Source organism: Streptomyces sp. NPDC093795 (assembly GCF_044764665.1).
Lineage (GTDB): Bacteria > Actinomycetota > Actinomycetes > Streptomycetales > Streptomycetaceae > Streptomyces.
The window spans coordinates 451,640-468,413 of sequence record NZ_JBIWIO010000007.1 but is presented as its reverse complement, the minus strand read 5'-3'; the positions used below and the strand labels follow the sequence as shown (position 1 = coordinate 468,413).

The 16,774-nt window shown below is 73.0% G+C and carries 14 protein-coding genes and 1 rRNA gene; 12 read left to right on the top strand and 3 right to left on the bottom strand.

The genetic code is table 11. The features are described 5' to 3' along the window. From rrf to ACIRB7_RS21790, 3 genes are all read left to right on the top strand, one after another. Positions 1-91, top strand: a 5S ribosomal RNA gene (rrf, locus tag ACIRB7_RS21800); the annotation flags it as partial. Positions 92-289: 198 nt separating this feature from the next. After that, positions 290-1,780, top strand: a complete 1,491-nt coding sequence (locus tag ACIRB7_RS21795; protein WP_403601078.1) for a hypothetical protein — start codon at positions 290-292, stop codon at positions 1,778-1,780. After that, on the top strand, positions 1,717-2,517 hold the full coding sequence (locus tag ACIRB7_RS21790) for a tetratricopeptide repeat protein (RefSeq protein ID WP_403601075.1): 801 nt from the start codon (positions 1,717-1,719) through the stop codon (positions 2,515-2,517). The genes ACIRB7_RS21795 and ACIRB7_RS21790 overlap by 64 nt, the downstream gene beginning before the upstream one ends. A gap of 67 nt (positions 2,518-2,584) precedes the next feature. Here ACIRB7_RS21790 and ACIRB7_RS21785 read toward each other — a convergent pair whose 3' ends face one another. Beyond that, a complete protein-coding gene (locus ACIRB7_RS21785) occupies positions 2,585-3,880 on the bottom strand; it encodes a DUF1015 domain-containing protein (protein ID WP_403601010.1) in 1,296 nt (431 codons plus the stop codon). A gap of 83 nt (positions 3,881-3,963) precedes the next feature. On the opposite strand from ACIRB7_RS21785, the gene ACIRB7_RS21780 reads away from it, so the two are divergent. Both ACIRB7_RS21780 and ACIRB7_RS21775 read left to right on the top strand, forming a co-directional pair. Next, on the top strand, positions 3,964-5,037 hold the full coding sequence (locus ACIRB7_RS21780) for an HAD-IIA family hydrolase (protein WP_403601008.1): 1,074 nt from the start codon (positions 3,964-3,966) through the stop codon (positions 5,035-5,037). 53 nt (positions 5,038-5,090) lie between these two features. Beyond that, positions 5,091-5,933: an ABC transporter ATP-binding protein gene (locus ACIRB7_RS21775; RefSeq protein WP_403601005.1), complete on the top strand. Its 843-nt coding sequence runs from the start codon at positions 5,091-5,093 to the stop codon at positions 5,931-5,933. Here ACIRB7_RS21775 and ACIRB7_RS21770 read toward each other — a convergent pair. Continuing rightward, positions 5,922-6,269 (bottom strand): SCP2 sterol-binding domain-containing protein, encoded by a 348-nt coding sequence (locus tag ACIRB7_RS21770; RefSeq protein ID WP_403601002.1) that lies wholly within the window; start codon positions 6,267-6,269, stop codon positions 5,922-5,924. The genes ACIRB7_RS21775 and ACIRB7_RS21770 overlap by 12 nt on opposite strands. Before the next feature lie 43 nt (positions 6,270-6,312). Between ACIRB7_RS21770 and ACIRB7_RS21765 the strand changes: the two genes are divergently transcribed. From ACIRB7_RS21765 to ACIRB7_RS21745, 5 genes are all read left to right on the top strand, one after another. Then, on the top strand, positions 6,313-6,609 hold the full coding sequence (locus ACIRB7_RS21765) for a hypothetical protein (protein WP_403600999.1): 297 nt from the start codon (positions 6,313-6,315) through the stop codon (positions 6,607-6,609). A 7-nt stretch (positions 6,610-6,616) separates the two neighbouring features. Then, complete coding sequence (locus ACIRB7_RS21760; RefSeq protein WP_403600996.1) at positions 6,617-7,432, top strand: TlyA family RNA methyltransferase; 816 nt, start codon at positions 6,617-6,619, stop codon at positions 7,430-7,432. Then, a complete protein-coding gene (locus ACIRB7_RS21755; protein ID WP_403600993.1) occupies positions 7,429-8,352 on the top strand; it encodes an NAD kinase in 924 nt (307 codons plus the stop codon). The genes ACIRB7_RS21760 and ACIRB7_RS21755 overlap by 4 nt, the downstream gene beginning before the upstream one ends. A 120-nt stretch (positions 8,353-8,472) precedes the next feature. After that, a complete protein-coding gene (gene recN, locus ACIRB7_RS21750; RefSeq protein WP_403600990.1) occupies positions 8,473-10,224 on the top strand; it encodes a DNA repair protein RecN in 1,752 nt (583 codons plus the stop codon). A 205-nt stretch (positions 10,225-10,429) separates the two neighbouring features. After that, positions 10,430-11,536 (top strand): glycosyltransferase family 4 protein, encoded by a 1,107-nt coding sequence (locus ACIRB7_RS21745; RefSeq protein ID WP_403600987.1) that lies wholly within the window; start codon positions 10,430-10,432, stop codon positions 11,534-11,536. Between the two features lie 256 nt (positions 11,537-11,792). On the opposite strand, the gene ACIRB7_RS21740 is transcribed toward ACIRB7_RS21745, so the two are convergent. Beyond that, on the bottom strand, positions 11,793-13,421 hold the full coding sequence (locus tag ACIRB7_RS21740; RefSeq protein WP_403600984.1) for a PucR family transcriptional regulator: 1,629 nt from the start codon (positions 13,419-13,421) through the stop codon (positions 11,793-11,795). Between the two features lie 161 nt (positions 13,422-13,582). Between ACIRB7_RS21740 and ACIRB7_RS21735 the strand changes: the two genes are divergently transcribed. Together ACIRB7_RS21735 and ACIRB7_RS21730 are read left to right on the top strand one after the other, a co-directional pair. After that, entirely contained in the window at positions 13,583-15,097 is a 1,515-nt protein-coding gene (locus tag ACIRB7_RS21735; RefSeq protein WP_403600981.1) for an APC family permease, read from the top strand. A gap of 28 nt (positions 15,098-15,125) precedes the next feature. Then, entirely contained in the window at positions 15,126-16,766 is a 1,641-nt protein-coding gene (locus ACIRB7_RS21730; RefSeq protein ID WP_403600978.1) for a flavin monoamine oxidase family protein, read from the top strand. Positions 16,767-16,774: the final 8 nt, after the last annotated feature.

Genomic DNA, 16,774 nt, shown 5'->3' with positions numbered 1-16,774 from the left:
GCCCGGTTACATTCCGAACCCGGAAGCTAAGCCTTTCAGCGCCGATGGTACTGCAGGGGGGACCCTGTGGGAGAGTAGGACGCCGCCGAACAATTCTTCAGGACCCCTGGTCCCAGCGTTCACGCTGGGACCAGGGGTCCTTTTGTTTTTGCTTGACTTTTTCCGATGCGCGGCAGAGTGCCGGCTGCGCGAGAATGACTGCAGTACCCGAAGACAGGAGCCACACCCATGTCCACCAACTCTCCCGACGACCGTCCGGAGCGCGAACCGCGTCGCAGGGACGGTGACGGTGCCGGTGGCGACCGGGGCGGTTTCCGCGGGCCGCGCCGTGACGACAACCGTGGTGGGGGCGGCTTCCGCCGCGATGACAACCGCAGTGGCGGCGACACCCGCGGTGGTGACAACCGTGGCGGCGGCGACCGCGGCGGTTTCCGTCGTGACGACAACCGTGGTGGTGACAACCGTGGCGGTGGCGGGTTCCGTCGTGACGACAACCGCGGTGGCGACAACCGTGGTGGCGGCGGGTTCCGCCGCGATGACAACCGTGGCGGGGACAACCGCGGCGGTGGCGGTTTCCGTCGTGACGACAACCGCGGTGGTGACAACCGTGGCGGTGGCGGCGGGTTCCGTCGCGATGACAACCGTGGTGGCGACAACCGTGGCGGTGGCGGTTTCCGTCGCGATGACCGCGGTGGTGACAACCGTGGCGGTGGCGGCGGGTTCCGTCGCGATGACAACCGTGGCGGGGACAACCGTGGTGGCGGTGGTTTCCGTCGTGATGACCGGGGCGAGCGTCCGCCGTTCCGGCGTGATGACCGGCCCTCGTTCCCCCGTGACGACCGTGGTGGCGACAACCGTGGTGGTGGCGGCGGTTTCCGTCGCGATGACCGCGGCGGCGACAACCGTGGCGGCGGCGGTTTCCGTCGGGACGACAACCGTGGTGGCGACAACCGTGGCGGTGGCGGTTTCCGTCGCGATGACCGCGGTGGTGACAACCGCGGTGGTGGCGGTTTCCGTCGCGATGACCGCGGTGGTGACAACCGCGGTGGTGGCGGTGGCTTCCGTCGTGACGACAACCGTGGTGGCGGTGGTTTCCGTCGTGATGACCGGGGTGAGCGTCCGCCGTTCCGGCGTGATGACCGGCCCTCGTTCCCCCGTGACGACCGTGGTGGCGACAACCGTGGTGGTGGCGGCGGTTTCCGCCGCGATGACCGCGGCGGCGACAACCGTGGCGGCGGCGGTTTCCGTCGGGACGATCGGCGTGATGAGCGTCCTTCGTCGTTCCGTCGGGACGAGCGGCCTTCGTTCCCCCGTGACGACCGTCGGGACGACAACCGCGGTGGCGGTTTCCGTCGCGATGACCGGCGTGATGAGCGTCCTTCGTCGTTCCGTCGGGACGAGCGGCCTTCGTTCCCCCGTGACGACCGTCGCGATGACAACCGCGGTGGCGGCTTCCGTCGGGACGACCGGCGGGATGAGCGTCCGTCCTCGTTCCGTCGGGACGACAACCGTGGTGGCGACAGCCGTGGCGGTGGCTTCCGTCGGGACGACAACCGTGGTGGCGACAGCCGCGGTGGTGGCTTCCGTCGTGACGACCGTGGTGGCGACCGCGGTGGGTTCCGGGGTCGGGACGACCGGGGTGGCGACCGTGGAGGGTTCCGGGGTCGGGACGACCGGGGTGACCGCGAGCGCAGCGACCGCGCGCCCATCAAGCGGCTGCCGATCCCGCCGGAGGTCACCGGTGAGGAGATCGACCCGGACGTGCGCCAGGAGCTCATGAGCCTGCCCAAGGGGCTGGCCGAGGACGTCTCCCGCAACCTCGTCATGGTCGCCCGTCTGATCGACGAGGACCCGGAGGAGGCGTACGGGTACTCCAAGGTCGCCCTGCGGCTCGCGTCCCGTGTCGCCGCCGTGCGCGAGGCCGCCGGCTTCGCCGCGTACGCGACGCAAAAGTACTCCGAGGCGCTGGCCGAGTTCCGTGCCGCCCGCCGGATGAGCGGTGGCGTCGAGCTGTGGCCCGTCATGGCCGACTGCGAGCGCGGTCTCGGCCGGCCCGAGCGCGCGCTCGCCATGGCCGGTGAGGCCGAGGTGGCGAAGCTGGACAAGGCCGGGCAGGTCGAGATGCGGCTCGTCGCCGCCGGTGCCCGCAGGGACATGGGGCAGCTCGACGCGGCCATCGTGACGCTGCAGAGCCCTGAGCTCGCCTCCAGCGCCGTCCACCCGTGGACCGCGCGCCTGCGGTACGCCTACGCGGACGCGCTGCTCGCCGCCGGTCGTGAGGACGAGGCGCGGGAGTGGTTCGCCAAGGCCCTCGAGTCCGACAAGGACGGGGCCACGGACGCCTCGGACCGGCTGGCCGAGATGGACGGTGTCGAGTTCGTCGACGCGTTCGACGAGTCGGACGAGGAGTCGGACGAGGAGTCCGAGGACGTTGTCGTCGTCGATGACGAGGATGAGGACGACGACCTCGACCTCGACGAGGACGACACCGACGACAGCGTGGGCGACAAGAGCTGACACGGTTGATACGTGAGAAGGGCGGCACCCCGTGGGTGCCGCCCTTCTTCGTCTCCGGGGTCCTTCCTCAGTCCAGCGCCAGGCTTCTCAGGACCAGGCCCGTCGCGGGCTTCGGGCCGAAGGAGGTCGACTTGCGGGGCATGGTGACGCCCTGCCGTGCGAGGTCCCGTACGACCTCCTCGCGTACCGGGTGCATGAGGACCGCCGTACCGCCGCGGCGTTCCGCCTGGGCGACCGCGGCCTCCGTGTCGTGGATGTAGCTGATGTCCTCGGGGGCGTCCGGGATGTGCCAGACGTGCTCCAGGAGCGTGGAGTGGAGGACCGTCGCGTCCAGGGTGCGCCAGGCCCGGGGGCGGTCGGTCCGGATCGTACGGTCGAGGAGGGCAGGGTCCGGGCGGTCGACGAGGTGGAAGCCGCCGTCACCGGCGAGCAGGAAGGCGTTGCCGTCCGCCGAGGCGGTCGCGAGGACCTCCATGGCCGTCGGCAGGGGCCCGTCGATCCGGCGTACCCGGAAGTGCCCGTCGAGAGCCGCGAGGGCGTCGGGCACCGGCAGGCGGTTGAGGAGACGGTGGATGGCGCGGACCCGCAGGGGGTAGCGGGCGGTGTCGATGAGGAGGACCAGGCCGTAGTTCCAGGGGCCCGGTGCGCGGTGCTCCTCGCGGAGGCGGAGGTAGGTCGCCCAGCGGTGGTGGCCGTCGGCGATGAGGGCCTGGTGGCGGGCGAGTCCGCCGGCGATCGCGGCGAGTTCGGCGGGGTCCGTGACCGACCAGAGGCGGTGGTGGAACCCGTCCTCCGTGGTGGTGGAGAGCAGCGGTTCCCGTCGTACGGTCCGCTCGATGACCGCTTCGGCGCCGCCCTCCTCACCTCCCACGTACGTGAGGAGCAGGGGCTCCAGGTTGGCGGCCGTGGTCCGCATCAGGGCGGCGCGGTCCTCGACCACGTGCGGCATGACGTCCTCGTGGGGGAGGACGACTCCCTCGGCGGGGGTGGAGAGCTCCAGGGCGCCGATGACGCCCCGCTGGAGGATGCCGTCGCCCTGCTGCTCGTACACGTAGAGCGCGGGTTCCGGGTCGGGGGCGAGAACGCCGTCCGCGAGCCAGCGGTCGAGGGTGACGGCGGCCTTGCGGTGGCTGGTGCCGGCGGTGATGGCCTGCGGGAGGATCAGCCGGACGATGTTGTGGGGGTCGGCCGACTCCAGATGGAGCAGTCCGTCAGGTCGTACGACGACGTCGTAGGGGGGAGACGTCACGGCGGCGAGGCTGCCGACCCGTTCGGGGACGTAACGGAGTCCGCGGAACGGGGCCAGGCGCAGCCCTGCGGCGTCGTCGCGGACGTCGGCGGCCGCGTGACCTGAGGTGTTCATCTCGACATCGTATGGGGGCGGTGGCCATGAGCGATGATCGGGGGAGCGGGGGAATGTCCACCCGGTGAGGCGAGGAGTGTGCGGTGACGGTGCGGGACGGTCAGGGGCAGCAGGATGTCGGCAGGAAGCGGCCGGACGGCAGCGCGGTGCCGCTGAGCGAGGCGTACGACACGGCGCTCCTGGACCTGGACGGTGTCGTGTACGCGGGCGGGGAGGCCATCGCGCACGCCGTCGAGGCGCTCGGGGCGGCACGGGCCGGCGGGATGCACCTGGCCTACGTCACCAACAACGCGCTGCGGACGCCCGACGCGGTGGCGGAGCACCTCACGGAGCTGGGGGTGCCGGCCGAGGCGGGAGACGTGATCACCTCGGCGCAGGCGGTGGCCCGGCTGATCGCCGACGACGTGCCGCCCGGGTCCCGCGTCCTCGTCATCGGCGGCGAGGGGCTGCGGGTGGCCCTGCGCGAGCGCGGCCTGGAGCCGGTGGAGTCGGCGGACGACGAGCCGGCGGCCGTCGTGCAGGGTTTCGGCGGGGCCGAGATGCCGTGGGGGCGGTTCGCGGAGGCGGCCTACGCGGTGGGGCGCGGGGTGCCGTGGTACGCGTCGAACACGGACCTGACGATCCCCGGGACACGGGGGATCGGGCCGGGGAACGGGGCGGCGGTCGAGGTCGTACGGATCGCCACGGGCGGCCGGGCGGAGCCGAAGGTCGCGGGGAAGCCGCTGCCGCCGATGCACCGGGAGACGGTGCTGCGGACGGGGGCGCGGCGGCCGCTGGTGGTCGGGGACCGGCTGGACACGGACATCGAGGGCGCGTTCAACGGCGGGGTGGACTCGCTGCTCGTCCTGACCGGGGTGACGGATGTGGCGCAGCTGCTGAGGGCCGTGCCGGAGCACCGGCCGACGTATGTGGACCTCGACCTGCGGGGACTGCTCGTGGGGCAGCCCGAGGTCGTCGCGGACGCGGACGGGGCGTTCGTGTGCGGGGACTGGCGGGCGTCGGTGAGTGGGGGTGCGCTGGTGCTGGACGGGCCGGGCGATCGTGACGGGGAGTCGATGGACGGGGTGCGGGCCCTGTGCGGGGCCGCCTGGTCGGCGGCCGATGCTCACGGGGGCGTACCGGACGCGGCGGAGGCCCTCGCGCGGCTCGGGATGTGAAATTGGGTAGGCTAACCTAACTTCATCGGGGATCAGGGCACGGGAGTACGGGTATGGACGGTCGACAGCAGCGGCTGAGCGCGGAATCGGTGACCCTGGCGTACGAGCAGCGGGTCATCGCCCGCGAGTTGTCCGTCGAGATCCCCGACAACTCCTTCACCGTCATCGTCGGGCCGAACGCCTGCGGCAAGTCCACGCTGCTCCGCGCCCTCTCCCGGATGCTGAAGCCCAGCGAGGGGCGCGTGCTGCTCGACGGGCAGTCGATCCACGCCCTGCCCGCCAAGAAGGTGGCCAGGACCCTCGGTCTGCTGCCGCAGACCTCCGTGGCGCCCGACGGCATCACCGTCGCCGATCTGGTCGCCCGTGGCCGCTACCCGCACCAGGGGCTGCTGCGTCAGTGGTCGCCCGAGGACGAGCGGGTCACACGGGAGTCGATGGAGGCGACCGGGGTCGCCGAGCTGGCCGAGCGGTACGTGGACGAGCTCTCCGGCGGTCAGCGCCAGCGCGTCTGGATCGCCATGGCGCTCGCCCAGCAGACCCCGCTGCTCCTGCTCGACGAGCCGACGACGTATCTCGACATCCAGCACCAGATCGACGTCCTCGACCTGTGCGCCGAACTGCACGAGAACCAGGGCCGGACGCTCGTCGCCGTGCTGCACGACCTCAACCACGCGGCCCGGTACGCGACCCACCTCATCGCCGTCCGTGACGGTGAGGTGGTCGCGGAGGGCGCGCCGTCCGAGGTCGTGACCGCGGAGCTCGTGGAGCGGGTCTTCGGGCTGCGCTGCCAGGTCATCGACGACCCGGAGACGGGGACGCCGCTGGTCGTGCCCGCCGGGCGGAAGAGCCGCGTCCCGAGGCCTGTGGGGTCCCCGGAGCCCGCGCTACAGAAGTGAGCGGAGCCGCAGCAGGTCGCGGAAGCCCGCCTCCAGTCTGATCCGGCCCGAGGCCCAGGCCTTGGCGAAGTTCAGTTCGCCGTCCACCATCGCCACCAGGTCGTCGCCGGTCATCGCCAGCCGGATCTGCGCCTTGGCGGGCGGAGGGCCCGCCACCGTGTCCTCGACCCGGATGCGGCCGTCCGCGAGCCGGCCCGTGAACGTGGTGTCCAGGTCCGTGATGTGGCAGCTGAGGGTGCGGTCGAGCGCGGCCGCCCCGCGTACGTCGCCGTCCGCGCGCGTGAGGTTGTCCGAGAGTCTGTCCAGTGCGCTGCGGCACTCCGTGATCGTCGCCATCGCCGTCGACCGTACCCCAGGGGTTCGCGGTAGCGTCGGGCCCATGAGCGACGCGACGGAGATGACGCAGGACCCGATGGTCGGGACAGGGCCCGAGGACGCGCCCGCCGCCGTGCCCGAGGACGCCCGCGATCCCGCCGCGCCCGCGCCGCTCGGGGTCGGACGGCAGCCCACCGGGCACCCCGGCGTCGACGCCCACCTGGAGCGTCTCGCCGCGGTGGACCACCTCCCGGCGGACGGACACCTGGAGGTGTACGAGGATGTACACCGTGGACTGCGCGCCGAGCTGACCTCGCTCGACGCGCACCCCACCCCTCGTCCGTACGAAAACAGGAGCTGAACCCACCGTGGCAGGAGTGGCACGCCGCCGTCTCGACGCCGAGCTGGTCCGGCGCAAGCTCGCGCGCTCGCGCGAGCACGCCAGCCAGCTGATCGCCGCGGGCCGGGTGACCGTCGGCAAGACCGTCGCCACCAAGCCCGCCACCCAGGTCGAGACCGCCGCGGCCATCGTCGTCGTCCAGGACGACGACGACCCCGACTACGTCTCGCGCGGCGGCCACAAGCTCGCCGGGGCGTTCGCCGCCTTCGTCCCCCAGGGGCTGAAGGTCGAGGGCCGGCGCGCCCTGGACGCCGGGGCCTCCACCGGCGGCTTCACCGACGTACTGCTGCGCGCGGGCGCCGCGCATGTCGTCGCCGTCGACGTCGGCTACGGCCAGCTCGCCTGGTCCTTGCGGAGCGACGAGCGCGTGACCGTGAAGGACCGCACGAACGTACGCGAGTTGACGGTCGACGCCATCGACGGTGTCCCCGTCGACCTCGTCGTGGGCGACCTCTCCTTCATCCCGCTCGGGCTCGTGCTGCCCGCCCTGGTGGCCTGTACGGCGCCCGACGCCGACCTCGTCCTCATGGTGAAACCGCAGTTCGAGGTGGGCAAGGAGCGGCTCGGCACCGGCGGCGTCGTCCGGAGCACCGAACTCCGCGCGGACGCCGTGAAGAACGTGGCCCGCCGGGCCGCCGAACTCGGGCTCGGTGTCCTGGGCGTCACCGCCAGCCCGCTGCCCGGCCCCTCGGGCAACGTCGAGTACTTTCTGTGGCTGCGGGCAGGCGCGCCCGCGCTGGATCCGGCGGATGTCGACCGCGCCGTGGCGGAAGGACCTCGTTGAGCTCAACGGCAGCAGCACCAGAGACCGCACCACGTACCGTCTTCCTGCTCGCGCACACCGGCCGGCCGGCCGCCGTGCGCAGCGCCGAACTGGTCGTCCTCGGCCTGCTGCGCTGCGGCATCGGCGTCCGGGTCCTGGAGGCGGAGGCCGCGGACCTGCCGCTGCCGCCGTCGGTCGAGAAGGTGCCGGAGGCCTGCTCCGACGCGCTCGACGGCTGTGAACTCCTCGTCGTCCTGGGCGGCGACGGCACCCTGCTGCGCGGCGCCGAGTTCTCCCGCGCCTCCGGCGTCCCGATGCTCGGCGTCAACCTGGGCCGCGTCGGCTTCCTCGCGGAGGCGGAACGCGACGACCTCGACAAGGTCGTCGACCGGGTCGTGACGAGGGCGTACGAGGTCGAGGAGCGGATGACCCTCGACGTCGTCGTGTACGAGAACGGCGATGTCCTCTACCGCGACTGGGCGCTCAACGAGGCGGCCGTGCAGAAGGTGTCCCCCGAGCGGATGCTGGAGGTCGTCCTCGCGATCGACGGGCGCCCGGTGACCGGCTTCGGCTGCGACGGGGTGATCTGCGCGACACCGACGGGATCCACCGCGTACGCCTTCTCGGCCGGCGGCCCCGTCGTCTGGCCGGAGGTCGAGGCGCTGCTCATGGTCCCCATCGGCGCCCACGCACTCTTCGCCAAGCCGCTGATCACCACCCCCGAGTCGGTGCTCGCCGTCGAGGTCGAGCCGCACACCCCGCACGGGGTGCTGTGGTGCGACGGGCGGCGGACGGTGGAACTCCCGGCGGGGGCACGGGTCGAGGTGCGGCGGGGTGCCGTGCCGGTCCGGCTCGCCCGGCTCCACCACGCCTCCTTCACGGACCGGCTCGTCGCCAAGTTCGCCCTCCCGGTGTCGGGGTGGCGGGGCGCCCCGCACTGATCCCCGCGCTGTCCCTGCGCGGATCCCCAGGCTGATCCCTGGCGGGGGACGGCTGCAACGAGCGGCGCGCCCGAGGGTTACGTACGGGGGCGATGTCGCGTCGCACCGGGGAAACCTCGTATGGTCTGGGGCGTGCTGGAGGAGATGCGGATACGGTCGCTCGGGGTCATCGACGACGCGGTGGTCGAGCTGTCGCCCGGCTTCACCGCGGTGACCGGTGAGACCGGTGCGGGCAAGACCATGGTGGTGACCAGCCTCGGGCTGCTGCTCGGTGGGCGGGCCGACGCGGCCCTGGTGCGGATCGGCGCGGCCTCGGCCGTCGTCGAGGGGCGGATCAGCGTGCCCGCGGGCGCGCCCGCCGCCGTACGCGCCGAGGAGGCCGGGGCGGAGCTCGAGGACGGCGTCCTGCTCGTCAGCCGGACCATCTCGGCCGAGGGACGCTCGCGGGCCCACCTCGGCGGGCGTTCCGTGCCCGTCGGGCTGCTCGCCGAGCTCGCCGACGAACTCGTCGCCGTCCACGGCCAGACCGACCAGCAGGGCCTGCTCAAGCCCGCCCGGCAGCGCGGTGCGCTCGACCGGTACGCGGGAGAGGCCGTCTCCGTACCGCTCGCCGCCTACGGCGAGGCGTACCGGCGGCTGCGTGCCGTCACCGGAGAGCTGGACGAGATCACCACCCGGGCCAGGGAGCGCGCCCAGGAGGCCGATCTGCTGCGCTTCGGGCTCGGCGAGATCGAGGCCGTCGCCCCGCTCGCGGGGGAGGACACCGAACTCGCCGCCGAGGCGGAGCGGCTCGGGCACGCCGAGGCGCTCGCCTCCGCCGCCGCGCTCGCGCACGCCGCGCTCGCGGGCGTACCCGAGGATCCCGAGTCCGTCGACGCCACGACCCTGGTCGCGGGCGCCGGGCGGGCCCTGGAGGCCGTACGGTCGCACGATCCGGCGCTCGCGGCCCTCGCCGACCGGATGGGGGAGATCTCCATCCTGCTCGGGGACGTGGCCACCGAGCTCGCCGGATACGCCGACGACCTGGACGCCGACCCGCTGCGGCTCGCCGTCGTCGAGGAGCGGCGTGCGGCGCTCACCCAACTGACCCGGAAGTACGGGCGGGACGGTGAGGGCGTCGCGGCCGTCCTCGCCTGGGCCGAGGAGAGCGCGGGACGGCTCGGTGAGCTGGACGGCGACGACGACCGCATCGAGGAACTCACCGCCGAGCGGGACCGGCTGCGCGACGAGCTCTCGGTGCTCGCGCAGCGGCTCACCGACGCCCGTACGGAGGCGGCCGCCCGGTTCGCCGACGCGGTCACGGCCGAACTCGCCTCGCTCGCCATGCCCCACGCGCGCGTCTCCTTCGACATCCGGCAGACCGAGGACGCCGAAGGCGTCGAGGTCGGCGGCCGCCGGGTCGCGTACGGCCCGTCCGGGGCCGACGAGGTCGAGCTGCTGCTCGCCCCGCACCCCGGGGCTCCGCCGCGGCCCATCGCCAAGGGCGCCTCCGGTGGCGAGCTGTCCCGGGTGATGCTCGCGGTCGAGGTCGTCTTCGCCGGGGTGGACCCGGTGCCGACGTACCTCTTCGACGAGGTCGACGCCGGTGTCGGCGGCAAGGCGGCCGTCGAGATCGGCCGCAGGCTCGCCAAGCTCGCCAGGACCGCGCAGGTCGTGGTCGTCACCCACCTCCCGCAGGTCGCGGCGTTCGCCGACCGGCAACTCCTCGTCGAGAAGACCAACGACGGCTCCGTGACCCGGTCCGGCGTCACCGTCCTGGAGGGCGAGGACCGGGTCAGGGAACTGTCCCGGATGCTCGCGGGCCAGGAGGACTCCGAGACGGCCAGGGCCCACGCGGAGGAGCTGCTCGCGACGGCGCGGGCCGACGCGTGAGGCGGCTCGGACTCGCCGCGCACGCGGCCGCGCTGATCGCCGCCGCGGCCCGTGGGGGAGCGCGGGGCCGTCTCGCGCGCTCGCCCGAGTGAGTGAACCCGTGGGGTGAGTCCCGGAGCCGTACGCCTCCCGTACAGGGGAACGACGCCATTTCGGTGCCGGAACGTGCGTACGGTCGGCGGTACGGGCTGGCATCCTTGGGCGCGTGACACAGCTCCGTACGGTCCAGGTGTTGGGCGGCGGCAGCGCGGGCAGCAGCGCTCACGTCCGATCACTCGCCTCGGGGCTGGTGGCGAGGGGCGTGCGGGTGACCGTGTGCGCCCCGGCCGAACTCGACCGCGTCTACGACTACCTGGGCGCAGGCGCGCACTTCGTGCCCCTGCCCTGGCTCGGCGACCCCGCCACGGTCACCGCGCTCCGCAACGCCTGCATCGGGGCCGACGTCGTCCACGCGCACGGGTTGCCGGCGTCCGTACGGGCCGCGCTCGCGCTCTCCGGTGGGGGCGGGGGCGGTGGCCGCGGCGGGGGGCGTGCGCCGCTCGTCACCACCTGGGACAGCCGGGTCCACGTGGACGGGGCGCGCGGTGGGATGCTGCGGCTCCTGGAACGGAGGACCGTGCGGGCCGCGACCGTCGTCCTCGCCACCTCGTCCGAGCTCGTCGACCGGGCCCGGCGGCGCGGGGCCCGCGACGCCCGGCTCGCACCCGTCACCACGCCGGCCGCGCGAGGGCCCGTATGCCTCCACGACGGCAAGGCCCGCGCCGAACTGGGCGCCGTCGACCGGCCGTTGCTCATGGCCGTCGGGGCGCTCGAACGGGGCCGGGGGTACCGGACACTGCTCGACGCGGCCCGGGAGTGGCGGGAGCTCGACCCGCAGCCGCTCCTCGTGATCGCGGGCGAGGGGCGCGAACGGGCCGCCCTGCAACGGCGGATCGTCGCGGAGGACCTGCCGGTGCGGCTGATCGGGCGGCGCGAGGACATCGCGGAGCTGCTCGCGGCGGCGGACGTGGCCGTACTCCCGTCCCGGTGGGAGGCGCGGTCCCTGCTCGCGCAGGAGGCGCTGCGGCTCGGGGTGCCGCTCGTCGCCACGGCGGTCGGGGGCGTGCCGGAACTCGTCGGGGACGCGGCGGAGCTGGTGCCGTACGGGGACGCGGGGGCGCTCGCGGGGGCGGTGCGGGGGCTGCTCGAGGACGCGGAGCGGCGGATGGACCTGGCGGCGGCGGGGCGGGTGCAGGCGGGGTCGTGGCCCACGGAGGACGAGACGGTGGCGCATGTGTTGAGCGTGTACGACGAGTTGGTGGGGCGTCGCTGAGGCCGGTGGCGGGGCGGTGCCTTGTTGTGCCTTTCCCGTTGCGGGGGCTGCCCCCCGTCCCCGGTTTGTGGGCATGCGTTCCGCCGGGGCGGAACGGGTGGGCACAAACCGACCACCGGCCCGCAGACGGGGCACGGTCCTGGTGGGTACCGGGGCGCAGGGGGGCGGAGGCGCCGCCAAGGGCCCCGTCCCGTGTGCCCACTCTCCCCCAGACTCCGTCCGGGGCGACCCCCGGCCCCGGCCGGCGCCCCCGCCGTTACGGCGTGTGGCGGCGGGCTCTCAGGGCCAGGGAGAGGGCCAGGACTGTTTGGGGGTCGTCCAGGTCCGTGCCCAGGAGTTCCGAGATGCGGGCCAGGCGGTTGTAGAGGGTCTGCCGGTTGAGGTGGAGCTCCCGGGCCGTCTCCGCCTTGCGCCCCGCATGCGCCAGATACGTCTCCAGGGTCGGCAGCAGGGGCGGGCGGGACGTGCTGTCGTGATCCCGGAGGGGGCCGATCGCGCGGTCCACGAACGCCGCCAGGACCGTGTCCCCGTGGAAGTGCAGCCGCCACAGGAGGAGGTCGATGTCCAGGCGCCGTGCGTCGTACCAGGGCAGCTCCGAGAGGCCCTGCGCCGCCGTCGCCGTCTCCGCCGCGTGCCGCAGGCCCGCCGAGGCCGCCGCCCAGCTGCCCGCGACGCCGACCACGACCACCGGCGGGTGCGCCCCGGCGCGTTCCAGGCCGGCCCGCTCCACGCCCGCGCGCAGTGCCGCCGCGACCCGGTCCGCGACCGCCGTGCGCTCCGACTCCGAGCGCAGCCCCAGGAGCAGGGGCACCCGGCCCTCCACCGGGCGGACGCCCAGGAGGACCGGCACGCCGACCGACGCAAGCTCCTCCAGGACCGCGCGCGCGAGCAGGGCCCAGTTCCCCGACGGGGAGAGCTCGGAGGCCAGCCGCATCACCACCGGAAGCAGCGGGCCGTCACCCGGCTTGAAGCCGAGGACCCGGGCCTGCGCGGGGGCGTCCTCGGCCGCGATCCGGCCCTCGGCGAGGTCGGTCAGGAAGTCGCCCCGGCCACGCGCGGCCAGTTCCTCCTCCTGCCGTGCCTGCATGAGGACGACCGCGAGGAGACCGGCCGCGCGCTCCGCCGCCATCCGGTGCACGGGGGAGAGGGGGCCGGAGACCGACAGGAGGACGAGGCGGGCCCGTACCGAACCTGTACCGGGGCCGCCACCGGGCACGTCGACCAGGACCGTGCCGGTGGGCGGGCCGGACTCGCGGGCCGCCCGCCGGCCGCGCAGCCCGTCCCACACCTGGAGCGGGTCGGCGGGCGCCGACTCCGTACCCGCCGCGTAGAGCAGCTGCCCGTCGGCGGTCTCCAGGAAGACCGGGTTGGCGGCGAAGTCGGAGAGGATACGGAGGACCTGCGGGACCCCGCCGCCGCCGAGCAGCGCCTCCGTGCACTGCCGGTGGACCTCCTCGGCCTGCCGCTGGAGCGCGTAGTGGCCGTTGACGATCTCGGTGTGGATCTCCTCCGTGACCGCCACGAAGGGGACTTCGCGATGCAGCTGCACCAGCGGCAGGCCCGCCGTCCGCGCCGTCTCCACTATCGTCGCCGGGAGCCGGGCGAAGCGCGGGCCCAGTTCGACGACGAGCGCCGCGATGCCCCGGTCCGCGAGCCGGCGTACGAAAGCGCGCTGTTCGGCCGGGCGGGTGCCCAGGCCGAGGCCCGTCGTGAGCAGCAGCTCGCCGCCCTTGAGCAGCGACGCCATGTTCGGCACCTCGCCCGCGTGCACCCAGCGCACCGTGCGGTGCAGCCGGTCGGCGCCGGCGACGACCTCCGGGAGCCCGCCGCGCAGCCCCGGGAGCTCGAGCGCCCGCTGCACGGTGATCCCGCCCTGATTGTCCATGGGGCCGGACGCTACCCGCGTCCGTGTTCCGGCGACATCACCCCACGGTTACGGCGCCGGACAGTTCGTACACCAGGGCGACAACTCGTCGTGTCGTGGCGTGAATTGTGCGACCGCATGTCGATTGTGGCCTGCGTCACTCGCGAGGATGCTCTCGCGCCATGGCAGAGAACTCCACCCCAGAGGTCCACCGGCTGAAGGCGAACTCGGTCGGGCTCGTCGGCGTCGTCTTCATGGCCGTGGCCACCGCGGCGCCGATCACGGCGATGACCGGCAACCTCCCCATCGCCGTCGGCTTCGGCAACGGCACCGGCGCACCCGCCGGCTATCTCTTCGCGACGCTCGTCCTGACCGTCTTCTCGGTCGGCTACGTCGCCATGGCCAAGCGGATCACGGCCGCCGGCGCCTTCTACGGCTACATCTCGCACGGCCTCGGCCGGATCGCCGGCATGGCCTCCGGCATGCTCGCGGTCCTCGCGTACATCGTCTTCGAGGCCTCCATCGTCGGGGTCTTCGCGTACTTCGCCAAGACGACGGTCGCCGACCAGTTCGGCGTGGACGTGCCCTGGATCCTGTACGCGGCCGTCATGCTCGCCGTGACGGCCGTCCTGTCGTACTTCGACATCAACCTGACCGCCAAGGCGCTCGGCGTGATGCTCGTGGCCGAGATCGCGGTCCTCTTCGCGGTCGCCACCGCCGTCCTGATCGCGGGCGGCGGCCCCGAGGGCATACCGGTCGAGCCGATCAACCCCGTGAACGCCTTCACCGGCTCCTCCGCGGGACTCGGACTCTTCTTCGCCTTCTGGTCCTGGGTGGGCTTCGAATCGACCGCCATGTACGGGGAGGAGTCGCGCAACCCCAAGAAGGTCATCCCGCGCGCCACCCTGATCTCCGTCATCGGCGTCGGCCTCTTCTACATCTACGTCTCGTGGATGACGATCGCCGGCAACGGCCTCGCCGAATCGGTGAAGCTGTCCGCCTCCGCCTCCCCGCTCGACCTGTTCTTCGCGCCCACCCAGAGCTTCATCGGCGCCTGGGCCGTCGACGCCTTCCAGTGGCTGCTGCTCACCGGCTCCTTCGCCTGCGGCATGGCCTTCCACCAGTGCGCCTCGCGCTATCTGTACGCCATCGGCCGCGAGGGCTTCCTCCACCCGGCGCTCGGCCGGACACACACCCGGCACGGCTCGCCGTACATCGCCTCGTACGTCCAGAGCGCGATCGCCGTCGGCCTCGTCGCCGCCTTCTGGCTCACCGGCCAGGACCCGTACATCCACCTCTACACCCTGCTCGCGATCCTCGGCACGATGGCGATCCTCATCGTCCAGACCCTCTGCTCCTTCGCCGTCATCGGCTACTTCCGCAAGAACCACCCCGAGGACCGGCACTGGTTCAGGACCTTCACCGCCCCGCTCCTCGGCGGGATCGGCATGATCGCCGTCGTCGTCCTGCTGATCATCAACCTGGAGACCGCGGCCGGACTCGCCGCCGACTCCCTCTTCTTCGACGCGATCCCCTGGATCGTCGGCCTCGTCTTCTTCGGCGGCCTCGGCCTCGGCCTCTACCTCAAGGCCAAGCGGCCCGAGCGCTACGAGATCATCGGCCGGATCGTCCTGGAGGACGCCACCGAGCGCGACGACGAACCCCGCACGGAACCCGCCCCCGTACCCCAGGCCTGACCTCCCCCTTCTCCTCCAGGAGCGCCCCATGGCACGCACCAACCCGATGCACCTCCTGAAGCGCCTCGCCGCCGAGCACGCCGACGCCCGACGGCTGAACCTCCCCGTCGACGAACTCCGGGGCATGAGAGCCGACGCCCCCGGGCGCCGGACCCTGCTCAAGTACGCCGCCGCGGCCGGAGTCGCCGTCGGCGTCGGCGCGGGCACGGCCGTCCCCGCCCGCGCCGCCGTCCCGGACCCGCCCGTCAGGAGCACCGCCCGGGTCGCCGTCGTCGGCGCCGGGATCTCCGGCCTCACCGCCGCCCTCACCCTCCAGGACGCCGGCCTCAGCCCCGTGCTGTACGAGGCCAACCCGTCCAGGGTCGGCGGCCGCATGTGGACGCAGCGCTCCCACTGGGCGTACGGGCAGACCTCCGAGATCGGCGGCGAGCTGATCGACACCAGCCACAAGAAGATCCTGGAACTCTGCCGCCGCTTCGGCCTCGACGTCGAGGACTTCCTCGGCGGCGGACCCCAGGGCGCCGAGGAGGTCCTCTGGTTCGACGGCGCCTACTACCCGCGCCACCAGGCCGACGAGGACTTCAAGGCCGTCTACCAGGCCCTGCGCCGCGACCTCTCCGAAGCGGGGGAGGTCCTCTGGAACCAGACCACCCCCACCGGCACCGCACTCGACAACATGTCGATATACGAATGGATCGAGACCCGGGTCCCCGGCGGGCACACCTCCCCGCTCGGCCAGTTCATCGACGTCGCCTACAACGTCGAGTACGGCGCCGACACCACCGAACAGTCCTCGCTCGCCCTCGTCCTGCTCATGGGCTACCAGACCAATCCCGGCAACTTCAACATCTGGGGCCTGTCCAACGAGCGCTACCACATCGTCGGCGGCAACGACCGCCTCCCGAACGCCATCGCCGGGGCGCTCGCCCCCGGCACCCTGCGCCACGGCTGGTCCCTGACCGCCGTACGGGCCAACGCCGACGGCACCCAGACGCTGACCTTCACCGAGGCCGGCGTCACCAGGACCGTCACCGCCGACCACACGGTCCTCTGCCTCCCGCTGCCGATCCTCAAGCAGCTCGACCTCTCCCTGGCCGGCTTCGACCCGCTCATGCGGAACCTGCTGCGGGACGCCCGCATGGGCCACTGCACCAAGCTGAACATGCAGTTCGGCACCCGCCCCTGGCGCGGCACGGGAGCCTGGCCCGGAGTCTCCGCGGGCGACTGCTTCACCGACACCGAGGTCCAGCAGACCTGGGACACCACCAAGCTCCAGGGCGGCACCGGCGGCATCCTCATCCAGTACGGCGGCGGCAGCCTGGCCAAGAACCTGAACCCGGCCGGGCCGTTCTCCACCGAGTCCGACCCGTACGTGCGGAGCCTCGTCACCCGCTACCTGGCGGGCATCGACGCCTTCTTCCCCGGGACCTCCAAGGCGTACACGGGCCGCGCCCAGCTCTCCGCCTGGCACAAGAACCCGTACACCCTCGGCGCGTACTCCTGCTGGCCCGTCGGCTACCTCCACCGGTACGCCGGCTACGAGGGCACCGCCCAGGGCAACGTCCACATCGGCGGCGAGCACTGTTCGTACGACTTCCAGGGCTTCATGGAAGGCGGGGCGACGGAGGGCGAGCGGGCCGCGCGGGAGGTGATCGACGCGCTGAGGTGAGCCTCGGG